Annotated in this window: 18 protein-coding genes; 9 read left to right on the top strand and 9 right to left on the bottom strand. The window is 71.0% G+C overall.

The features are described 5' to 3' along the window. Positions 1 to 150: 150 nt before the first annotated feature. The 6 genes from purE to mca form a co-directional block, all read right to left on the bottom strand. Positions 151 to 642, bottom strand: coding sequence for a 5-(carboxyamino)imidazole ribonucleotide mutase (purE, locus tag ACGFIK_RS03890; protein WP_327022658.1), 492 nt, complete (start codon positions 640 to 642; stop codon positions 151 to 153). Continuing rightward, positions 639 to 1,829, bottom strand: a complete 1,191-nt coding sequence (locus tag ACGFIK_RS03895) for a 5-(carboxyamino)imidazole ribonucleotide synthase (protein ID WP_327022659.1) — start codon at positions 1,827 to 1,829, stop codon at positions 639 to 641. The genes purE and ACGFIK_RS03895 overlap by 4 nt, the downstream gene beginning before the upstream one ends. A gap of 52 nt (positions 1,830 to 1,881) precedes the next feature. Beyond that, the gene (locus ACGFIK_RS03900) at positions 1,882 to 3,921 is read right to left on the bottom strand and encodes a thioredoxin domain-containing protein (RefSeq protein ID WP_327022660.1); all 2,040 of its coding nucleotides are present in this window, start codon (positions 3,919 to 3,921) and stop codon (positions 1,882 to 1,884) included. 124 nt (positions 3,922 to 4,045) lie between these two features. Beyond that, positions 4,046 to 6,577: a putative bifunctional diguanylate cyclase/phosphodiesterase gene (locus tag ACGFIK_RS03905; protein WP_393337548.1), complete on the bottom strand. Its 2,532-nt coding sequence runs from the start codon at positions 6,575 to 6,577 to the stop codon at positions 4,046 to 4,048. A 177-nt stretch (positions 6,578 to 6,754) separates the two neighbouring features. Continuing rightward, entirely contained in the window at positions 6,755 to 7,048 is a 294-nt protein-coding gene (locus ACGFIK_RS03910; RefSeq protein WP_327022661.1) for a hypothetical protein, read from the bottom strand. A gap of 48 nt (positions 7,049 to 7,096) precedes the next feature. Then, the gene (gene mca / locus ACGFIK_RS03915) at positions 7,097 to 7,978 is read right to left on the bottom strand and encodes a mycothiol conjugate amidase Mca (RefSeq protein WP_327022662.1); all 882 of its coding nucleotides are present in this window, start codon (positions 7,976 to 7,978) and stop codon (positions 7,097 to 7,099) included. Between the two features lie 265 nt (positions 7,979 to 8,243). Here mca and ACGFIK_RS03920 point away from each other — a divergent pair, with 265 nt between their 5' ends. After that, positions 8,244 to 8,678 (top strand): DUF4307 domain-containing protein, encoded by a 435-nt coding sequence (locus ACGFIK_RS03920; RefSeq protein ID WP_327022663.1) that lies wholly within the window; start codon positions 8,244 to 8,246, stop codon positions 8,676 to 8,678. Between the two features lie 177 nt (positions 8,679 to 8,855). Continuing rightward, complete coding sequence (gene greA, locus ACGFIK_RS03925) at positions 8,856 to 9,353, top strand: transcription elongation factor GreA (protein WP_327022664.1); 498 nt, start codon at positions 8,856 to 8,858, stop codon at positions 9,351 to 9,353. 120 nt (positions 9,354 to 9,473) lie between these two features. On the opposite strand, the gene ilvA is transcribed toward greA, so the two are convergent. The 3 genes from ilvA to ACGFIK_RS03940 form a co-directional block, all read right to left on the bottom strand. Next, on the bottom strand, positions 9,474 to 10,694 hold the full coding sequence (gene ilvA / locus ACGFIK_RS03930; protein ID WP_327022665.1) for a threonine ammonia-lyase: 1,221 nt from the start codon (positions 10,692 to 10,694) through the stop codon (positions 9,474 to 9,476). A gap of 146 nt (positions 10,695 to 10,840) precedes the next feature. Further along, positions 10,841 to 12,250 (bottom strand): amidase family protein, encoded by a 1,410-nt coding sequence (locus ACGFIK_RS03935; RefSeq protein WP_327022666.1) that lies wholly within the window; start codon positions 12,248 to 12,250, stop codon positions 10,841 to 10,843. A 16-nt stretch (positions 12,251 to 12,266) separates the two neighbouring features. After that, positions 12,267 to 13,409, bottom strand: coding sequence for a cystathionine gamma-synthase (locus tag ACGFIK_RS03940; protein ID WP_327022667.1), 1,143 nt, complete (start codon positions 13,407 to 13,409; stop codon positions 12,267 to 12,269). Positions 13,410 to 13,556: 147 nt separating this feature from the next. Between ACGFIK_RS03940 and ACGFIK_RS03945 the strand changes: the two genes are divergently transcribed. From ACGFIK_RS03945 to ACGFIK_RS03975, 7 genes are all read left to right on the top strand, one after another. Then, complete coding sequence (locus tag ACGFIK_RS03945) at positions 13,557 to 15,725, top strand: S8 family serine peptidase (RefSeq protein ID WP_393337554.1); 2,169 nt, start codon at positions 13,557 to 13,559, stop codon at positions 15,723 to 15,725. 35 nt (positions 15,726 to 15,760) lie between these two features. Beyond that, the gene (locus tag ACGFIK_RS03950) at positions 15,761 to 16,174 is read left to right on the top strand and encodes an HIT family protein (RefSeq protein ID WP_327022669.1); all 414 of its coding nucleotides are present in this window, start codon (positions 15,761 to 15,763) and stop codon (positions 16,172 to 16,174) included. Between the two features lie 161 nt (positions 16,175 to 16,335). Then, the gene (locus tag ACGFIK_RS03955) at positions 16,336 to 17,295 is read left to right on the top strand and encodes a Fic family protein (protein ID WP_327022671.1); all 960 of its coding nucleotides are present in this window, start codon (positions 16,336 to 16,338) and stop codon (positions 17,293 to 17,295) included. A gap of 73 nt (positions 17,296 to 17,368) precedes the next feature. Beyond that, the gene (gene msrA / locus ACGFIK_RS03960; protein ID WP_327022672.1) at positions 17,369 to 18,028 is read left to right on the top strand and encodes a peptide-methionine (S)-S-oxide reductase MsrA; all 660 of its coding nucleotides are present in this window, start codon (positions 17,369 to 17,371) and stop codon (positions 18,026 to 18,028) included. A gap of 95 nt (positions 18,029 to 18,123) precedes the next feature. Further along, positions 18,124 to 18,408: a type II toxin-antitoxin system Phd/YefM family antitoxin gene (locus ACGFIK_RS03965; protein ID WP_107260578.1), complete on the top strand. Its 285-nt coding sequence runs from the start codon at positions 18,124 to 18,126 to the stop codon at positions 18,406 to 18,408. Next, complete coding sequence (locus ACGFIK_RS03970; RefSeq protein ID WP_327022673.1) at positions 18,405 to 18,695, top strand: type II toxin-antitoxin system RelE/ParE family toxin; 291 nt, start codon at positions 18,405 to 18,407, stop codon at positions 18,693 to 18,695. Before ACGFIK_RS03965 ends, ACGFIK_RS03970 begins: the two co-directional genes overlap by 4 nt. 481 nt (positions 18,696 to 19,176) lie before the next feature. Further along, positions 19,177 to 20,961 carry an N-acetylglutaminylglutamine amidotransferase gene (locus ACGFIK_RS03975; RefSeq protein ID WP_327022674.1) on the top strand — a complete coding sequence of 595 codons (1,785 nt, stop codon included), beginning with the start codon at positions 19,177 to 19,179 and terminating at the stop codon, positions 20,959 to 20,961. The last annotated feature ends 1 nt before the right edge of the window (position 20,962 follow it).

Below are 20,962 nucleotides of genomic sequence, written 5' to 3' on the forward strand. Positions count from 1 at the left end.
AACCGCCACCACGGCGAAACGAAGCCTGGACAGCCGCCGATAGCCCGCCCACGGCGGGCTGGGGGCGACCGTGCCCGGCGCAGGGATCAAGCCTGACCGCCCGGAGCCGGGGACGGTCGCCCCCCAGCCCCAACCGCAACCAGCAAAAACCTAAGCCAGAGAAGCCCGCAGCGCCGCATCCTTCTCCGCGACCAACTGCTCCAGATCGGCCTGGTACGCCGACATCCGGTCGAGCAGGGCCGGGTCGGAGGCACCCAGGATGCGCACCGCGAGCAGTCCGGCGTTGCGCGCGTTGCCGATCGACACGGTGGCCACCGGCACACCGGCCGGCATCTGCACGATGGACAGCAGCGAGTCCAGGCCGTCGAGGTGCCTCAGCGGCACCGGCACCCCGATCACCGGCAGCGGCGTGACCGAGGCGATCATCCCGGGCAGGTGAGCCGCCCCACCCGCACCCGCGATGATCACCTTGAGGCCACGCCCGGCGGCGGCCCGGCCGTAGTCGATCATCTTGACCGGGGTGCGGTGTGCGGAGACGACCTCTACCTCGTACGGCACCTCGAACTCGGCGAGCACCTCGGCGGCCGCCTTCATGGTCGGCCAGTCCGAGTCACTGCCCATGATCACACCGACCGTGCTCATGCTGCCTCCTCCGTACCGTCGCGCAGCCAGCGCATCGCCCGCGCGGCGCGGGCGCGTACCTCGTCCAGGTCGTCGCCGAGCACGGTGACGTGCCCGATCTTGCGGCCGGGGCGTACCTGCTTGCCGTAGAGGTGCACCCGGGCGCCCGGTTCGGCGGCGAAGAGGTGGTGCAGCCGCTCGTCGACGGGCATGCCGCCGGGTTCACCGCCGAGCACGTTCGCCATCACCACGACCGGCGCGGTCAGCGAGGTGTCGCCCATCGGGTAGTCCAGTACCGCCCGCAGATGCTGCTCGAACTGGGAGGTGCGGGCCCCTTCGATGGTCCAGTGGCCGGAGTTGTGCGGACGCATGGCCAGCTCGTTGACCAGCAGCCGACTGCCGGCGGGGGCGGAGTCGTCGGCGACCTCGAACAGCTCCACCGCCAGCAGCCCGACCACGCCGAGGGCGCTGGCCAGGTCGATGGCGAGCTGCTGGGCGGCCACCGCCAACTCCTCCGGCAGGCCGGGGGCCGGGGCCAGCACCTCGACGCAGATCCCGTCGCGCTGCACCGTCTCCACCACGGGGTAGACGGCGACCTGCCCGAACGGGGACCGGGCCACCTGCACGGCCAGTTCCCGGCGCAGGGCCACCCGTTCCTCGACGATCAGCTTCGTGCCACCGGCGAGCAGGGTCTGCGCCAGCTCGGTGGCGTGCGCGGCGTCGGTGACCGGCCAGACTCCCCGGCCGTCGTACCCACCCCGGGCGGCCTTGACCATGACCGGCCAGCCCACCTCGTCGCCGAAGGCCACCAGGTCGGCCGTCGACTCGACCGGCCGCCAGGCCGGATTCGGGGCCGCCAGGGTGTCGAGCCGTTCCCGCATCACCCGCTTGTCCTGGGCGTGCACCAGGGCCTCCGCCGGTGGAAAGAGCTTCACCCCCTCGCCGGCCAGGGCACGGATGTGCTCGGTCGGGACATGCTCGTGGTCGAAGGTGACCACGTCACACGACTTGGCGAAGGTGCGCAGGGCGGCGAGGTCGGTGTGGTCGCCGTACTGGACGTCGGCGGCGACCAGGGCCGCCCCGTCGTCCGGCGTGAGCGCGAGCACGCGCAGCGACTGACCGAGGGAGATCGCGGCCTGATGGGTCATCCGGGCCAGTTGGCCACCACCCACCATGCCGACAACAGGCAGACCGGTACGGGAATCCATAGCGGGCGTCAGCCTATCGGGGTCGGCGCAGGCACCGGCCAGGGGATCCGGCTCAGCCCAGCTGCGCCACCAGGTCCTCGACCGTGTCGACCGGCCGTTGGCAGACGAAACCCCGGCAGACGTACGCCGCCGGCCGGCCGTCGAGCAACCCCCGGTCGGCCAGCAGGGGTACGCCGACCTGGTCCGGATGTCCGGCCACGATCACCGCACCGGGCGGGGCGTGCCGGTGGGCCGCCGCGACCAGGGGGTCACCGGCGGGATCGGCGGTGACCACGGCGATCTCGTACGGCCCGGAGAGCAGCGCCTCCCCCACGGCCGCCGCGTACCCGGTGAAGCGTGGGTGCCGCCCGACGATCGGCGCGATGGTGGACAGGGCCGCCTCGGCGGCCTCCCGGTAGCGGGTCTGCCCGGTCAACGCCGAGTAGGCCACCAGGGCGGCGGCGATCGCGGAACGTCCCGAGGGGGTGGCGTTGTCGGTCGGGTCGGCGGGGCGGGCCACGAGTTGTTCGGCGTCGTCCGCGGTGTCGTAGAAGGCCCCGTCGGGGGCGGCGAAGTGGGCCAGCGCGGCGTCCAGCAGTTGCCCGGCCCAGTCCAGCCAGCGTCCTTCGCCGGTGACCTGATGCATGGCGCAGAACGCCTCGGCCACGCAGCCGTAGTCCTCCAGCACCCCGGCCGGTTCCCCGACCTGACCGTCGCGGGAGGCGCGCCGCAGCCGCCCGTCCACCAGATGCACCCGGGCCAGGTACTCCGCGGTGTCGCGCATCGCGCCGTCGGCGACGATGGTGACCCCCTCCAGCAGGTTGGCCTCCCCCTCGGTGCCGATCCGGCCGGAGGTCTCCATCAGCCGGACGAACTCGGCCAGGGCGGTGACGGCCAGGCCGTTCCAGGCGGCCACCACCTTGTCGTCACGGGCCGGCTGGGGGCGGGTGTCCCGGGCGGCCAGCAGCCGGCGTACGACCTCCTGCCAGCGCTGCCGCACGGCCGGGTCGGCGTCGTCCACGTCGCGGGCCAGCTTGAGCACGCTCATGCCGTGTTCGAAGGTGCCGGCCTCGGTGACGCCGAACAGGTCGGCGGCCCAGCGGCCGTCCTCCTCCCCCAGCACCTCGATCAGCTGGGCCGGGGTCCAGGCGTAGGTGAGACCCTCCACTCCCTCGGTGTCGGCGTCCAGTGCGGAGGCGAACCCCTGGCCGGGTCGGTGCAGCTCGTCGGCGAGGAAGCGGGCGATGTCCCGGGCCACCCGCAGCGCCAGCGCATCGCCGGTGAGCCGCCACAGGTGGGTGTAGACCCGCAGCAGCAGGGCGTTGTCGTAGAGCATCTTCTCGAAGTGCGGCACGGTCCAGTGTGCGTCCACGGAGTACCGGGCGAAGCCACCGGCGAGCTGGTCGTGGATGCCGCCCCGGGCCATCGCCTCGCAGGTGTGCTGGACCATTTCCAGGCTCTGCGGCGAGGCGGTGCGCTGGTGGTGGCGGAGCAGGAAGAGCAGGTTCAGGTGCGGCGGGAACTTGGGTGCCCCGCCGAATCCGCCGTTGGTCTCGTCGTACTCGTTGGCCAGTTGCTTGGCGGCGGCGTCGAGCAGGTCGGCGGTGAGCGGGGCGGTGGGACCACCGACGGCCTGGGCTCCGCCGATCGCCTCCACCACCGCGGCCCCCTGCCGCAGTACGGCCTCACGCTGGTCCTGCCAGGCGGTGCTGACCGACTGGAGCAGGCGGATGAAGTTCGCCCGGGGGAAGTACGTCCCGCAGTAGAACGGGGTGCCGTCCGGCGTAGCGAAGACCGTCATCGGCCAGCCACCCTGGCCGGTCATCGCCTGGGTGGCGGTCATGTAGACCGCGTCGACGTCGGGCCGCTCCTCCCGATCCACCTTGATCGACACGAACCCCTCGTTCAGCAGCCGACCGACGCCCTCGTTCTCGAACGACTCGTGCGCCATCACATGACACCAGTGACACGCGGAGTAACCAACCGAGATCAGCACCGGCACGTCCCGCCGCCGAGCCTCGGCGAACGCCTCCTCACACCAAGGCCACCAGTCCACCGGATTGTCCGCATGCTGAAGCAGATACGGACTGGTGGCCCCCACGAGTCGATTCACCCCCCGACCCTACCCACCCCCACCCCCACCCACCCCCCTCACGGCGTTGATCATGAGGTTGACGGCACTTGTTGATCTCCACAGTGCCGCCAACCTCATGATCAACGGGGTAAGGCGGGGCGGGTTAGGAGGCGTCGTCGGCGCGGAGGGGGAGGACGTTGGTGGGGGGCTTGCGGGAGAGGGAGCCCAGGACGGCGGCGATCTTGTCGGCGGGCATGGGCTTGAAGAAGTGGTAGCCCTGGGCTGCGGTGCAGCCCAGCTCGGTGAGGGCGGAGCGCTGGGCGGCAGTCTCCACGCCCTCGGCCACCACCCGTAGGCCCAGCTCGTGGGCCATCCCGACGGTGAGGCGCACGATGGCGGCCGCCTCGGGTGACTCCCCCATCCGCAGCACGAACGAGCGGTCCACCTTGAGTTCGTCCACGGCCACCCGGGCGAGGAAGCTGAGGGAGGAGAAACCGGTGCCGAAGTCGTCGACCGCCAGTTGCACACCCATCGACCGCAGGGCGGTGAGCACCTGGTCGATGACCTCCAGCTCGCTCATCACCACCGTCTCGGTGATCTCCAGGACCAGCCGGTCCGCCGGCACCTGATGCCTACGCAGCGCCTCGGCGATCTCGGTGGGCAACCGAGAGTCCAGCAGGCTGCGGGCGGAGAGGTTGACCGAGATGGGGATGTCCAGACCCTCGCGGGCCCAGCTGGCGGCCACCGTCAAGGCCTTGTCCAGCACGTACCGGGTGAAGCAGCCCAGCTGGTCGCTGTTCTCCACCGCCCGGATGAAGTCGGCGGGGCTGAGCAGGCCCCGGCGCGGATGCCGCCAGCGGATCAACGCCTCCACCCCGGTCGGCGCACCGGTGGTCAGGTCCACCGCGGGCTGCAACACCAGCACCAGTTGGTCGTCGGCCTGCAAAGCCTCCCGCAGCTCCGCCAGCAGGGCCAGTTGGTCCGTGCTGGCCGCGTCCCGCGCGCTGTCGTAGGTGGCCACACTGCCGCCGCCGGACTTGGCCTGGTACATGGCGATGTCGGCGCGGCGCAGCAGCTCGGTCAGGTCGGCGGTGCCGGCCGTGGCCACCACCACACCGACGGACACCTCCACGGACATCCGTACCCCGGCCACCTCGGCCGGAGCGGCCAGCCGGTCGGCCACCTCCCGCGCCTGACGCAGGGCGTACGCCATCGGGGCGCTGTGGTCCCCGAGCACCGGTACCGAGGTCAGCAGCAGCGCGAACTCGTCTCCGCCGAGGCGGGCCAGCAGGTCACCGGGGCGGGCCAGGCCGCTGAGCCGGTCGGCGGTCAGCCGCAGCAACTGGTCGCCGGCGGCGTGCCCCAGGGTGTCGTTGACCTCCTTGAACTGGTCCACGTCGAGCAGCAGCAGGGCTACCGGACGGTCGTGCGCGAGTCGCCGCAGCGCCTGGTCGCCCTGGCTGAGCAGGGCCGCCCGGTTGACCAGCCCGGTCAGCGGGTCGTGCACCGCCTCGTACGACGAACGGGCGGTGACCAGTCGCAGCTCCCGGTAGGTCGCCGCGTCGTGCAGAGCCCCGGCCAGGGCATCGGCGTAGGCGGCCAGGGCGTCGCGCTCCCGCCCGGTGGAGGGGGCCGTTCGCGGCAGCCGCACCCGCAGCCGCCCCACCCGGGTGTCCCCGACCGACAGGTCACGGACCAGTTCCTCCGAGTCGGATCCGCCCTCGGCCGGTGGGGGTATCTCCCGGTCTACGAGCTGCCCGCTGGGATCGCCCCGGTAGCGCCACCACCGGCCGTCTGCCCCGGCCACCTCCACGTCCACGATCTCCGCCTCGAACAGGGTCAGCGCGCCGGTGACCCCGGCCACCGCGACCCCCCGCTCGTCGAGTTGGTTGAGCGCGGAGGTGGCCTCGGCCAAGGACCGCCAGGTCCGCCGCTCGCGCGCGTCGCGCAGTCGCTGCCGGTAGGTCTGCTGAAGCAGCCACAGCAGCAGGGGCAGCAGCAACAGCCACCGCAGGTCGATCTCGATGAGCACCACGACGAGTACGCCGACCACGAGGTTGCCGACGAACATCAGCAGCTTGCCGCGCAGCGCCGCGAGCAGCGGGCGGCCGATCGGCATCCCGTGGCGTACCGACAGCATGACCCCGCCCAGCGCGGCGGCCGCCAGCAGATAGGTGACCGCCCCGGCGGTGACGGTGAGCGCCAGGGCCGGTGTCAGGGGGGCCAGCAGCGGCTGACCTAGGGCGGTGGTGACCGCGACCGCCAGCGCCACCGCGGCGGTCTGGGCCCCGGCGATGCGGGCTACCTCCCAGGTCGTCCGCCCCTCATCCACGATCGACATGGCCGTCCAGGCCAGGGACACCCCCAGCATGGCCGCGGCGGGCAGCCAACCGGGCGGCACCAGACAGAGGCAGATGATCAGTGCCGCCTCGGCCCAGGTCACGCTGACCATGCCGGCGGCGGCTCGGAACCGCAGCCGGGCCAACTGGGACAGGGCGAAGGCGGCCACCGCGATGCCGAAGCGGACCGGCCCGCCGAGCGGGTCGTCGACCGGCAGCGGGGCCGGAAGGCTGAGCCCGACCACCGCGGCGATCAGGGCGGTGCACAGGACGGCGGCGGTGAGCAGATGCAGTCCGAGGGGCGTCCCACGGCCTGGGTGCCGGTCAAGGGGATGACCGGCCCTGCCGGAGGTCACCGACCTCCTCCTGCCAGCCGACGACAGGGTACGTGAGGGGTCGACATCATCGTGATGGTCATCGACGCCCCCTTCCGCGCAGCATGGGGACTTCTGGTCCCCCCGGCGGAAGGCTAAGCCAAAGCCGGTGGTCGCAACAGGGGGCGACCATCCGGTTGGACGTGAATCATGCCCCGGTCACCCGTCCCGGTGCTGCTGGTGCCGGTTGGCGGTGTCCGTGGATGAATCCGCCGTGACGGTCCCATCTGTCGGATCACTGACCCTCGCGCCCTCGGCTGCCGCAGGGGTGTTGGGCTGCTGGGCAGGAAATTTGTCCGGCAGCCGGCGCAGCCGGGAGTTCATGTTGCGGATCAACAGCACGGTCGCGGTGCCCAGCACCAGGATGAGGAACAGGCCCATCGGCCCGGCCAGGCCACCGGTCCGAGTGTCCCCGAAGTTGTTCTGCGCGAGCACCTGGACGGCGGTCAGCATGGATTTCCTCCGAAATGCGGTGTCCGACCAGGGTAACCGGCCGCCGGATCAGCGGGCATGCGCCGTCTGCCGGATGCCCGCGAAGAGGTCCGACTCGGGCAGCGGGCTGTCGACCAGGGACCGGGCCAGTTCGAAGTCCTCCGTCGGCCAGGCGCGTCGCTGCAGTTCCATCGGCACCTGGAACCAGAAACCGTCCGGGTCGACCTGGGTGGCGTGGGCCCGCAGGGCGTCATCCCGGACCGGGAAGTACTCGGCGCAGTCCACCCGGGTGGTGATCCGGGGACCCTTGTCGGGGCGGTCCTCCCAGCGGGTCAGCCACTCCTCGTACGGGGACTCGGCTCCGGTGGCCAGGATCGCCTCGTGCAGCGCCAGGATCTTGCCCTTGGAGAACCCGATGTCGTAGTAGAGCTTCAGGGGCTGCCACGGCTCACCCAGCTCGGGATAGCGCTCCGCGTCGCCGGCCGCCTCGAAGGCCGCCACGCTGATCTTGTGGCACATGATGTGGTCGGGGTGCGGGTAGCCGCCGTCCTCGTCGTAGGTGGTGACGACGTGGGGCCGGAACTGACGCATCAGGCGTACCAGTGGGGCGGCGGCCACCTCGACGTCCTGGAGGGCGAAGCAGCCCTCGGGCAGCGGGGGCAGGGGGTCGCCCTCGGGCAGGCCCGAGTCGACGAAGCCCAGCCAGGCCTGTTCGACCCCGAGGATGGCGCGAGCCGCGTCCATCTCGGCTCGCCGGATGTCGGCGATGTTGGCCCACACCTCCGGCCGGTCCAGCTTGGGGTTGAGCACACTGCCGCGCTCCCCGCCGGTACACGTCACGACAAGCACGTCCACACCCTCGGCGACGTACTTCGCCATGGTGGCGGCGCCCTTGCTCGACTCGTCGTCGGGATGTGCGTGGACGGCCATGAGTCGAAGTTGCTCTGCCAACGTCGGCGCTCCTCGTCTCTGCCCAGCGGTTGACCCCCGGGGCCATCGTGGCCTGCCGGATTTCCTGCCCGGCGCGGTACCGCACCGCGCCGGCCTGTCATATTTGACACCAGCCATCATTGGCGCCGGGCAGCGAGAGACCGAGCATCCCAGAGGACCGGGCGCCCAACGGTGTGGGTACCCGCACCACCGAGTCGGGCAGGAAGGACGGACCTCCGCCATTCTTGCCCATACCGCCGACACAAACGCCAGGAGATACCCGCCGGTGACCGAGACGCACGCCACAATTCCACCGGGCGCGCCGGTGTTCCCCCCCGGCCGGTACGGACGCCGCCGGGAGCCCCGCCGCCGCCGGCCCCTGCTGACCGCGCTGCTGCTGGTCGTCCTGGTGGCCGCCCTCACCGCGGTCTCCGTCCGGCTCTACCGGCAGTACGGTGACCCCGCCTACGGCGCCCAGGTGATCACCTACACGGACATCACGGACAGGCAGGTGGTCATCGACTTCCGGGTGAACCTGCCGGAGGGCGGGTCAGCGGTGTGCCTGCTGCGGGCCCGGGACAACGCCGGTGCCGAGGTGGCCCGGGAGGAGGTCCCGGTCAGCGCGGCCCAGGGGGAACGACAGGTCACCGTTCGGCATCGACTGGCCACCAGCGCACGCCCCTTCATCGGCGAGGTCGTCCGCTGCCGACCCCCGGCCTGAGGCCGCGCTGCCTCCGGGTCTGAGCCCGCTGTCCCCCGGGTCTGGGACCGCCGGCCGCTCGGTGGGTGGCCGCCGGCCCCGCCCGGCGGACGTGATCACCGACACTCCTTGTCGTACGACACTGGTAACTTAAAGGTTCACCTGTCAGCCAGCACGCACAACCGAGGAGGACCGCCTGTGTCCAATGGCAACGAGGCGCCCGCCACCTGGCTGTCCCAGGACGCGTACGACCGCCTGAAGGCCGAGCTCGACGAGTTGATCGCCAACCGGCCGATCATCGCCGCCGAGATCAACGCCCGGCGTGAGGAAGGCGACCTGCGCGAGAACGGCGGCTACCACGCCGCCCGTGAGGAGCAGGGCAAGGCCGAGGGGCGCATCCTCTACCTGAAGGAACTGCTCCGCACGGCCCAGGTCGGTGAGGCGCCGACCGCCGACGCCGTGGCGCCCGGGATGGTCGTGACGATCTACTTCGACGACGACGCCGATGACACGGAGACATTCCTGCTCGGCTCACGCGAGATCGCCTCGACCACCGACCTCACGGTCTACAGCCCGGAGTCGGCGCTCGGCCAGGCGATCCTGGGCGGTAAGGCCGGCCAGACCTGCACCTACACCGCACCCAGCGGTGCGGACATCAAGGTGACCGTGGTCAGCTTCGAGCCGTTCTCCGGCTGACTCAGCCGCCCGCGCCAGCTAGACGCCAGCCGACGCTGACTCGGCGGCCCGCGCTGGCTTGGCGGCGGCTGGCGCCGTGACCGATGGCATCCACGCCCGGAGGCCTGACACCGGTAGGTGTCAGGCCTCCGGGGCCATGGTCACCTGATAGCCGCTGGCCCGCAGGGCACTGATCAGGGTGTCGGAGTGCTCGACCCCCCGGGTCTCCACCGACAACGCCACCTCGACCTCGCCGAGACCCAGGTGCGGGTGGGCCCGCTGGTGGACCACGTCGACCACGTTGGCCCGGTGCTCGGCGATCTCACTGAGCAGCGAAGCCAGTTGCCCCGGCCGGTCCGAGCAGCGCACCGTGATCCGCAGATAACGGCCGGCTGCCGCCAGGCCGTGCTCGATGACCCGCAGCATCAGCAGCGGATCGATGTTGCCCCCGGAGAGCACGGCCACCACCGGGGCCTGCACCTGGACGACGCCCGCCAGCAGGGCGGCCACCCCCACCGCGCCGGCCGGTTCCACCACCTGCTTGCCGCGCTCCAGCAGCATCAGCAGCGCCCGGGAGATGTCCTCCTCGGTCACGGTGACGACCTCGTCGACCAACTTGCGTACGTGGGCAAAGGTGATCTCGCCGGGCCGGCCCACCGCGATGCCGTCGGCGATGGTGGCGAAGGTGGGCAGGCGGACCGGCTCGCCGGCCAGCAGGGACGGCGGGAAGGCCGCGGCTCCGGCCGCCTGCACCCCGATCACCCGTACCTGCGGGCGGAGCGCCTTGGCCGCCACCGCCATGCCGGAGATCAATCCACCGCCGCCGATCCCGGTGACGATCGTCTCCACCTCGGGGCACTGTTCCAGGATCTCCAGGGCCACCGTGCCCTGTCCGGCGATGACGTCCGGGTGGTCGAACGGATGGATCAGCACCGCCCCGGTTCGTTCGGCGTACGCCTGCGCAGCGACCAGGGACTCGTCGACGTTGGCCCCGGCCAGTTCGACCCGGGCGCCGTACCCTTTGGTGGCGGCGACCTTCGGCAGCGGCGCGTTCACCGGCATGAAGACCGTGGCCTGGGTGCCGACCAGCCCGGCGGCCAGGGCCACCCCCTGGGCGTGGTTGCCGGCGCTGGCCGCTACCACCCCCCGGGCCCGCTCCTGCGCGGACAGCCGCGAGATCCGCACATAGGCCCCCCGGACCTTGTACGACCCGGCCCGTTGCAGGTTCTCGCACTTCAGCCAGGTCGGCCCGCCGAGCGCGGCGCTCAGCGGACGGGACGGCTCCAGCGGGGTGGTGCGGGTGACCCCGGCGATCAGTTCCCGCGCGGCCCGCACATCGTCCAGGGTGACCAGTTCCGTCATGCCCCTGATCGTGCCACCCGCCGTACCGGATGCCGGGATCGACTGGCGCGTGATCGACTCCGTTACGCCGTAGTGGCGGTATGCCACCGCCCCGCACCCCGCCATTGCGCCGAAACGGCGGCGCCAGGACCCACCCGCAACCCGCGCTATGCGCTGGCCGCGGCACCCGTCCCGACCCGGGGGTACCCGGGGGCGTGCCGGGGCCAGGGGGCCTCCATCTCGAACTGGCCGGCGACCCCTAGCAGGAGCAGCTCCGAGCCGGGGGGGCCGACCAGCTGCACGGCCAGCGGCAACCCGTCCGGACGGCGTCCCACCGGCACCACCAGGGCGGGGAGGCCGGCGACGTTCCAGGGCGCGGCGTACGGGGCGTACCGGATGCTGGTCAGCATGTTGGTCTGCCAGGAGCGGGCCGACCAGCTGGTGGCCGGCGGCGGCGCGGCGGCCAGGGCCGGGGTGAGCAGCAGGTCCACGGAGTGGTCGGTGAAGAAGCCGATGGAGCGTTCCCGCCAGGCCGTCCGGTCGGCCTCCCGGACGTACCCCCGCCGCCAGGCCCACTCGCCGAGGGCGACATGCCGGCGGCTGCGGGGTTGCAGGCTGCGCCGGTCGACTGCGGCGGCCCGCACGTCCGCGGCGGCCGCGGCGAACCAGGTGGCGATGCCCTGCAACCCCAGGGCGGTCGGATAGACCGGGTCGGCGGGGAGGGTGTCGTGACCGGCGGCGGCCAGCAGCCGCCCGGCGGCGGCGACCGCCTCCCGGTTCGGGGCGTCGGGCGAGACACCCCGCACCGGTGAGCGCAGCGAGACACCGACCCGCAGCCGCTGCGGTGGCACCAGCTTCTGCTGGGCGCGTCCGGCCAGCACCTGGAAGCCGACCGCCGCGTCGGCGACCGTGGTGCTGAGCATGCCGTGCTCGGTCAGCCCGAACCAGTCCTCCGCACCGAGTTGGCAGGGCACCACCCCACGGCCGGGCTTCAGGCCGACCAGACCACAGCAGGCCGCCGGGATCCGGATGGAGCCGAGCCCGTCGTTGCCGTGGGCGATCGGCACCAGCCCAGCCGCCACAGCCGCCGCCGCGCCACCGGAGGAGCCGCCGGGGGTACGGGCCAGGTCCCAGGGGTTGCGGGTGACCGCGCTGTCGTCGTCGGTCACCGCCCACAGGCCCAGCTCGGGCATCCGGGTCACCCCGAGGATCACCGCCCCGGCGCCACGTAGCCGGCGCACCACCTCGTGGTCGGCCTCGGCGACGGCGGTACGCACCGCGGCGGAGCCGTTCCAGGTGGGCATCCCGGCCACCGGGGTGTTCTCCTTGACCGCCACCGGCACCCCGGCCAGCGGCAGGTTGGCCAGGTCCTCCTGCTCGTCGACCTTCTCCGCCTCGGTGACCGCCTCCCCGCCGCGCACGGTACGGAACGCGGCGAGGTCGGTGTCGGCCTTGGCGATGTGGTCCAGGTGGTCGGCCAGGACCTGGGTGGCCGAGACATCTCCCCGGCGTACCCCCCGGGCGATCTGTTTGGCGGTCGCCCCCACCCAGGTCGGCATGATGTCCTGCACGGCCACCCTCCCCAGCCAGCGGTCAGCCCAGCGCCTGCTCCAGATCGGCGAGCAGGTCTTCGACCGTCTCGATGCCGACAGACAGTCGCACGAGATCGCCGGGAACTTCAAGCGGCGAGCCCGCAGCACTCGCGTGTGTCATCCGGCCCGGGTGCTCGATCAGGGATTCCACCCCGCCGAGGGACTCGGCGAGCACGAAAAGCTTCGCCCGGTTGCAGATCTCGACGGCGTGCTCCTCGCCCCCGGCGGCCCGGAAGGAGATCATTCCGCCGAACCGGCGCATCTGCTTGGCCGCCACCTCGTGGCCGGGGTGGCTGGGCAGCCCCGGGTAGAGCACCTGGGCGACCTTGGCGTGCCCCTCCAGGTACCCGGCGATCCGCTCGGCGTTGTCGCAGTGCCGATCCATCCGTACGCCCAGGGTCTTGATTCCGCGCAGGGTCAGCCAGGCGTCGAAGGGGCCGTTGACCGCACCCATCGCGTTCTGGTGGTAGCGCAGTTCCTCCCCGAGGGCGGGGTCGGCCGCGACCAGGGCGCCTCCGACCACATCGGAGTGTCCGCCGATGTACTTGGTGGTGGAGTGCACCACCACGTCGGCGCCGAGGGCGATCGGCTGTTGCAGGTACGGCGAGGCGAAGGTGTTGTCGACCACCAGCAGCGCCCCGGCGTCGTGCGCCACCCCGGCGAGGGTGGCGATGTCGGCGATGCCGAGCAGCGGGTTGGTCGGGGTCTCCAACCAGACGATCTTGGTGCTGCCGGGCCGGATCGCGGCCCGCACGGCGTCCGGGTCGGAGACCTTGGCCGGGGTGTACGACAGCCCCCACCGCTGCGCCACCTTGGCGAACAGCCGGTAGGTGCCACCGTAGGCGTCGTCCGGGATGACCACGTGGTCACCGGGGACACAGACGGTACGCAGCAGGGCGTCCTCGGCGGCCAGGCCGCTGGCGAAGGCCAGCCCGACCGGCCCGCCCTCCAGGGCGGCCAGGCACTCCTGCAGGGCATCACGGGTCGGGTTGCCGGAACGGCTGTATTCGTAGCCCTGCCGGGGTGCTCCGACGGCGTCCTGGGCGTAGGTGCTGGTCTGGTAGATCGGTGGGATCACCGCGCCGGTGCGGGCCTCGGGGTCCTGGCCGGCGTGGATGGCTAGCGTGTCAAAACCGTGACTCATGCCCGGAACGTTAGTCCTCCAGTCCGTCCCAACGGACGGAACCTGTCACCCGGGCGGTCATATCGATCATGGTGGGGCTTTGTCACCATGCGGGGAACCCGCCGACGGGATCTTGCCCGGCCGGCGACCGTACCCTGAGGAGAGCCCGTGGCCCGTGTCCTGCGCCGCCGTTTCCTGGCTGCGGCGGCCGTCTGTGTCCTGACCACGGCCGGTGGGCTGCTGGCACCGCCGGGTCCGGCGTTCGCGGCCGGGAAGTTCGCCCCGGCTCCGGGGGCCGCGGTGGCCGACAGCTGGATAGTGGTGCTGCGGGGCGACGCCACCCGGGATGTCGACGGCAGCGCCCGTTCGCTGCTGCGCCGGCACCCCGGCGCGCTGGCCGCCAGTTACCGGTCCGCGTTGCCGGGTTTCACGGCACGGATGTCCACCGCGGACGCCCGTCGGCTCAGCCAGGAGCCGCAGGTGGCGTACGTGGCCCAGGACGCCTTGCTGCTCCCGCAGGCCACCCAGACCAACCCGCCCTGGCACCTGGACGCCCTGGACCAGCACGGTGGGGCCTTCGACGGCTCGTACGCCTACGACACCACCGGCCAGGGGGTGCACGTCTACGTCATGGACAGCGGGATGCGGCACACCCACACGGACTTCGGCGGCCGGGCCACCGGGGACGTCAACTTCGTGCCGCAGGGCATCGACCAGTGGGGCACCGGCGACTGCTCCGGGCACGGCACCCAGGTGGCCGGCCTGATCGGCGGCACCGTGCACGGGGTGGCCAAGGGCGTACGCCTGCACACCGTCCGGGTGGGTGGCTGCACCCCCGGGCAGGTCTCCTGGGCCATCTCCGCACTCGACTGGATCGTCACCAACGCGGTCCGGCCGGCGGTGGTGAACATGAGCCTGGCGACGACCGCGAACCAGGCCCTCGACGACGCCGTCAACGCGGTGCTCACCGCCGGCATCCCGGTGGTCGCCTCCGCCGGTAACCACGGACAGAACGCCTGCGGCTACTCCCCCGCCCGAGTGCCGGACGTGATCACCGTGGGTATGGTGCACGCCCTGCGGGACCGGCTGCCCAACTCGAACTTCGGCCCGTGCGTGGACCTGTTCTCCTTCGGCGAGCAGGTCCGCACCGTCACCGCGGCCAGCGACACCTCCACCACCACCGGTTTCGGCGGCACCTCGGCGGCGGCGCCCCTCGTCACCGGGGCGGTGGCCCGCTACCTGCAACGCTTCCCCACCGCCTCGCCCCGGACCGTCGCCGCGCGGCTGGCCGACGAGGCCACCCGGGACCGGATCACCGACCCGGCTGGCTCGCCCAACCTGGTGCTGTACGTCGACCCGGGCGGGCCGGGCAACGACGGCTTCTCCGGACGGTACGCCGACGTCAACGGCGACGGCCGCGACGACATCGTCAGCTTCACCCGGGGCGCCCAGCCCGAGGTGCACGTGGCACTGTCCAACGGCGCCAGCTTCGGCGCGGCCACCCGCTGGCACACCTACTTCGCCGCCGGGCAGGAGTTCCCGATGCTCGCCGACGTCAACGGCGACGGCCGTGACGATCTGATCACCTTCACCCGGGGCGACGCGGCGGACGTCTATGTCGCCCTCTCCACCGGCACCTCCTTCGGGCCCTCCCAGCTCTGGCACACCTGGTTCGCCGCCTTCAAGGAGACCCCGGTGGTCGGTGACTTCAACGGTGACGGGCGGGCCGACATCGCGACCTTCGTCCGGGAGAACGTCCGGGACGTCTACGTCGCCCTCTCCAACGGCACCCAGTTCGTCGGCACCAGCGTGCGCTGGCACGACAACTTCGTCGGCGACGACGATGTCCCGCTGGTCGGGGACGTCAACGGGGACGGCCGGGACGACATCATCGCGGTCGACCGGTTCACCGGTACGGCGGCGAGCGTCGGCCTCTCCACCGGCAGCGGTTTCGTGCTGGCGTACCAGTGGCTCGACTACTTCCTCAACCTCGGCAGCAGCGAGGTGCCGCTGGTCGGCGACTTCGACGGCGACGGACGCGATGACCTGGCCGCGGTCAACCTCAACGGGCAGTACGCCGACGTGGCCCTCTCCGCCGGCAACCACTTCCTGCCGCGTACCCGCTGGGCCTGGACCCTCCCGGGCGGCGGCGCGATCCCGGGGGCCGGCGACTTCACCGGCGACGGGCGGGCCGACCTGGTCGCCTTCAGCCGGGGGGCGATGGCCCACGTGCACGTGGTCCGGTCGCACAACGGGGGCTACTTCACCGACCTGCGCCGCTGGCACGACAACTTCGCCGGGGGCACCGCCATCCCGATGCCCGCCAGCCTGTGGTGAGCCACGGGACCGGAGAGTTGCCCTAGCCTGGGGCGATGGCGGGCTGCGTGTTCTGCGGGATCGTGGCGGGCGAGGTGCCGGCCTTCCGGGTCGTGGACGAGCCGGCCGGGATGGCCTTCCTGGACACCCGGCCGGTGTTCAAGGGGCATGTGCTGGTGGTGCCCCGTACCCACCTGGTAGCCCTGGCCGACCTGCCGCCGGAGTCACTGCCCGACTACTTCGGGCTGGTCCAGCGGCTGGCCGTCGCGGTCGAGGCCGGGCTGGGTGCGGGCGGCACCTTCGTGGCGATGAACAACAGGGTGTCCCAGTCCGTGCCGCACCTGCACACCCACGTGGTGCCCCGGACCAAGGGTGACGGCCTGCGCGGCTTCTTCTGGCCGCGTACCCGCTACGCCGACGACACCGAGGCCACCTCGTACGCCGACCGGATCCACGCCGCCCTGCCCTGACATCCCCGACCTCGTACCCGAAATTGTTCGTTCAGGTTCTTTTCCCGCTACCGAACAAATTCGATTTTGTTCGGTACAGTTAAATCCGCCCTGACGAACAAAATCTTGGAGTCACCGTGCCAGGCCCAGGACGCCCGAGCCGTGCTGAGGTTCACCGCCGGATGGAAGAGGCGGTCCAGGAGCTACGGGACCAGTTCGGCGGCCTTCCCCGCCCCGGCGAGGCTGCCGACATCTGGTCCGACATCTGGCACCAGGAGGCCCACAACAGCACCGCGATCGAGGGCAACACCCTGATCCTGCACGAGGTCGAGAAGCTCCTCGACGAAGGCCGGGCGATCGGCGCCAAACCGCTGCGCGACTACATGGAGGTCCAGGGGTACGCGGAGGCCGCTAAGTGGGTCTACGGCCAGGCGCTGGAGCCTGGCGACTGGCAGGACGGCTCCCTCGTGTCGATGCAGGAGATCCGACACATCCACTACCTGGCCATGACCCCGGTATGGACCGTGGCACCGCATCCACACGCCCTCGACGCCGAGGCCCCAGGCAACTTCCGGCAGCACGAAATCGCCAGATTCCCTGGCGGCATGAAGCCCCCGCCCTGGCCCGAGGTGGATTCCCTCCTCCGAAGCTGGGTGGACACCACCGAAACACTGCGCACCGACAGCGAGGTGCCACTCGCGGAACGCTTGGGCGTGATTCATCACCGCTTCGAGGTCATTCATCCGTTCCTGGACGGCAACGGCCGCGCGGGACGGCTGGTCCTGAGCCTTCTGCTCGGCCGGCTCGGCTATCCACCGGCCATCATCTACAAGCGCGACCGCAGCCGGTACCTGACTGCCTTGCAGCGAGCCGACCAGGGTGACCCGGGCGCCCTGGGGGAGTTGATCGCCCGCAGCGTCACCGGGAACATCCACCGCTTCCTGATACCAGCCGCCGCGGATTCGGCACACCTCGTGCCACTGCCGGCTCTCGCCACCAGTGAACTGTCGGAAGCCGCCCTTCGGGTTGCGGCGAGCCGTGGACGCCTGCGGGCGGTCAAGGGGGACGACGGTGCCTGGCGGAGCAGCCGGAGCTGGGTGCAGGAGTACGCGCGGACCCGGTGGCGGCGGGGGCGGGCCTGACCGTTGGCGGGGCGGGTAAGGAAGTGGGGTCCGCCGGTGTTGCAGGCGGGGAAGGTACGAAAGGAGTTCCACCGTGTTCCTCCGCCGCATGAAGGCCGAGATGATCTCCCCCGACCAGGCCCTGCCCGGCCGTCTGATCGCGATGCCGGTCGCCGACCGGCACGAGGTGCTCGGCACCCCGCTGAAGGGTCCGTTCCCCGAGGGTTTGCAGGTCGCGGTGTTCGGGATGGGGTGTTTCTGGGGCGCCGAGAGGTTGTTCTGGTCCCTGCCGGGCGTTTACACCACCTCGGTCGGTTACGCGGGGGGCTACACCCCGAATCCGACCTACGAGGAGGTCTGCTCCGGGATGACCGGGCACGCCGAGGTGGTCCAGGTGGTCTACGACCCGGCCCGGATCAGTTTCGAGGACCTGCTCAAGGTCTTCTGGGAGAACCACGATCCCACCCAGGGGATGCGCCAGGGCAACGATGTGGGCACCCAGTACCGCTCGACCATCTACGCCACCAATGACGACCAGTTGGCGACCGCCCAGACCTCCCGGGACGCCTTCGCCCCGATCGTGGCCCGCGCCGGCAAGGGTGAGATCACCACGGAGATCGGACGGCTCGGTGACTACTACCTGGCCGAGGATTACCACCAACAGTATTTGGCTCCGACCAAGAACCCGAACGGTTATTGCAACCATGGCCCCAATGGCATGACTTGTCCGGTTGGTGTAGCCAAGACGGCCTAGAACCGCAGGCCATCGGGCTTACGGCCCGGTGGCCTGCGCCGCCAACCCTCAAGATCTGTACAGACTTCGCGCCAGTGACTGCCTATACTTCGAGCATGACTGTCGTGCCGTTCACCGACGCCCGCAACCGCCTCTCGGAACTCATCGACGAGGTGACCTCGACCCACGAGCGGATAGAGATCACCAAGCACGGCCACGCCGCCGCGGTGCTCATCTCCGCCGACGATCTCGCGGCATTGGAGGAGACTCTGGAAGTCCTATCCAGCGCCGAGGCCATGCGGCAACTTGCCGAATCCAAGGCGGCCGTCGAGGCCGGTGACGTCCTCGACGCCGACGAACTCGCGGCGCTGATGGCAAAGCGGTCGAAGCAGGCACGGTGACTGGCGCTGCCCCCGACCGCTACCGACTTCAGGTCACCGGCCCGGCCGCACGCGCCTTGGCCGGACGGCTGCCAGAGAAAATCGCCGCCGCGGTCTACGAGTTCATCACCACCGCTCTCCTCGACAACCCGCATCGCGTCGGCAAACGGCTGCTTCTGCCGCCGTTCGAGGGGACTTGGTCGGCCAGGCGCGGCACGTACCGCGTTCTCTACGAAATCGACGAGGACTACCGCCTCGTGACCGTGACGGCCATCGAGTACCGCGCCGACGCCTACCGGTCGCGTTGACTCAAAGGCGCGCGAATCAGTAGATCACTGTTCGTCAGGGTCCCCGAAGCGCACTGAGCGCGTCTCGCGACCTACGGGAGGGGACCGTGGCGTCACGATCCCCTCCCGCCACCACGAACGGTGCGTACCCGCGGTCGACCGTGTCGACGGCCAGGTCCGAGAAGACCAGCGAGAGGTTGTGGCCATGTCGTCGAATGCGGCCTGAATCTCGTCGATGTCCACGCCCGCATCATCGCAACGGTCCTGAACGAGGCCGTGGGAGCCCTCGCTGGCGAACCGGGCCCCGCTGATCTTTGGGGCGTTCGTCACAGGGCCCGGCCCCTCCCGACTGGGACATCCGGGCACGATTCGGCAGAGGGCCCCCAGGCCTCGAACATGAGGCAGCCAGGGTTACGCGGGGCGCGGATTCTAGCAAGTCTGTTACATGACTGTCATTGTCTCAACAGGCAGACTGCAACATCCTCTGGCAGCATGTTTTGACATGTGCGGACTGGCTGGGGAATTCCGAACGGACGCGACGCGCGCCGATGTCGTCGCGGTGGAGCGGATGGCCGCCACGATGTGCGACCGCGGGCCCGACGGCAGCGGAGTGTGGTCCAACGGCCCGGTCGCGCTCGGTCATCGACGCCTGAAGATCATCGACCTGTCGGCGGCCAGCGGCCAACCCATCGTGGACTCGGCCACCGGGCTGTCGGCCGTCTTCAACGGCTGCATCTACAACTACCGTGAGCTGCGCGCCGAACTGTCGGCCAAGGGCCACCGGTTCTTCTCGACCGGGGACAGCGAGGTAGTGGTCAAGGCGTACGCCGAGTGGGGGCTCGACTTCGTCGACCACCTGATCGGGATGTTCGCCGTGGCGATCACCGAGCGGGACAGCGGGCGCCTGGTGCTGGCCCGGGACCGGCTCGGCATCAAGCCGCTCTACCTGGCCGAATCCTCCGGGGTGGTGCGGTTCGCCAGCACCCTGCCGGCCCTGCTGGCCGGCGGCGACGTGGACACCACGATCGATTCGGTGGCCCTGGCCCACTATCTCAGCTTCCACAGCATCGTGCCGCCGCCGCGCACCATCCTGCGCGGGGTCCGCAAGCTGCCCCCGGCCACCGTCCGGGTGTACGAGCCCGACGGCCGCAGCCACGAGCGGGTCTACTGGAGCCCGCCCTTCCTGCGTCGGGCCGAGCATGCCGACTGGTCCGAGAAGGACTGGCAGGACGCCCTGCTCGAATCCCTGACCACGGCCGTACGCCGCCGGATGGTGGCCGACGTGCCGGTAGGTGTGCTGCTCTCCGGTGGTCTGGACTCCAGCCTGGTGGTGGCGCTGCTGGCCGGTGAGGGGCAGCGGGGCCTGTCCACCTTCTCCATCGGCTTCGACGCGGTCGGGGGTCGGGAGGGCGACGAGTTCCGCTACTCCGACATCGTCGCCAAGACCTTCGACACCGACCACCACCAGATCCGGGTGGCCGCCCGGGATCTGGTGCCGCCCCTGGAGGCCGCCGTCGCGGCGATGGGCGAACCGATGGTCAGCCACGACTGTGTGGCCTTCTACCTGCTCAGTCAGGAGGTGTCCCGGCACGTCAAGGTGGTGCAGTCCGGCCAGGGCGCCGACGAGATCCTCGGGGGCTACCACTGGTATCCGCCGCTGGCGCGGGTCGACCGCGAGCAGGCCCTCGACACGTACGCCCGGGCGTTTTTCGACCGCGACGCGGCCGGACTGGCCCAGGTGCTCAACCCCGACTGGCTGGCCGAGGGGGACCCGGCGCGGGAGTTCGTCGCCGTGCACCTGTCCGCCCCCGGCGCGCAGACCGCCGTCGACGCCGGTCTGCGCATCGACACCCAGATCATGCTGACCGATGACCCGGTCAAGCGGGTCGACAACATGACCATGGCGCACGGGCTGGAGGCCCGGGTGCCCTTCCTGGATCACGAGTTCGTGGAACTGGCCGCCGCCTGCCCGCCCGAGCTGAAGCTCGCCCAGGGCGGCAAGGGGGTCCTCAAGGAGATCGGCCGCCGGGTGCTGCCGCACGAGGTGATCGACCGGCCTAAGGGGTACTTCCCGGTGCCGGGGCTGACCCACCTGGAGGGCAAGCTCCTGGACCGGGTGCGGGACGCCCTGTACGCGCCCGAGGCCCGCCGCCGCGACCTGTTCCGCACCGATTACGTCAACGCCCTGCTCGACGCCCCAAACGCCGAACTGACCCCGTTGAACGGAAACAAGCTGTGGCAACTCGGACTCCTGGAAATGTGGCTCCAGAGCCACGGAATCGACTGAC

This window comes from Micromonospora sp. NPDC048871 (assembly GCF_043198155.1).
In the GTDB taxonomy this organism is placed as follows: domain Bacteria; phylum Actinomycetota; class Actinomycetes; order Mycobacteriales; family Micromonosporaceae; genus Micromonospora.

Bases quoted from the DNA above. Each gene is read 5' to 3' on its own strand.
- ACGFIK_RS03955 (WP_327022671.1), top strand. From the start codon at position 16,336: ATGGAAGAGGCGGTCCAGGAGCTACGGGACCAGTTCGGCGGCCTTCCC.
- ACGFIK_RS03965 (WP_107260578.1), top strand. From the start codon at position 18,124: ATGACTGTCGTGCCGTTCACCGACGCCCGCAACCGCCTCTCGGAACTC.
- ACGFIK_RS03910 (WP_327022661.1), bottom strand. From the start codon at position 7,048: ATGCTGACCGCCGTCCAGGTGCTCGCGCAGAACAACTTCGGGGACACT.
- ACGFIK_RS03975 (WP_327022674.1), top strand. From the start codon at position 19,177: ATGTGCGGACTGGCTGGGGAATTCCGAACGGACGCGACGCGCGCCGAT.
- ilvA (WP_327022665.1), bottom strand. From the start codon at position 10,694: ATGACGGAACTGGTCACCCTGGACGATGTGCGGGCCGCGCGGGAACTG.
- ACGFIK_RS03895 (WP_327022659.1), bottom strand. From the start codon at position 1,829: ATGGATTCCCGTACCGGTCTGCCTGTTGTCGGCATGGTGGGTGGTGGC.
- ACGFIK_RS03940 (WP_327022667.1), bottom strand. From the start codon at position 13,409: ATGAGTCACGGTTTTGACACGCTAGCCATCCACGCCGGCCAGGACCCC.
- purE (WP_327022658.1), bottom strand. From the start codon at position 642: ATGAGCACGGTCGGTGTGATCATGGGCAGTGACTCGGACTGGCCGACC.
- ACGFIK_RS03950 (WP_327022669.1), top strand. From the start codon at position 15,761: ATGGCGGGCTGCGTGTTCTGCGGGATCGTGGCGGGCGAGGTGCCGGCC.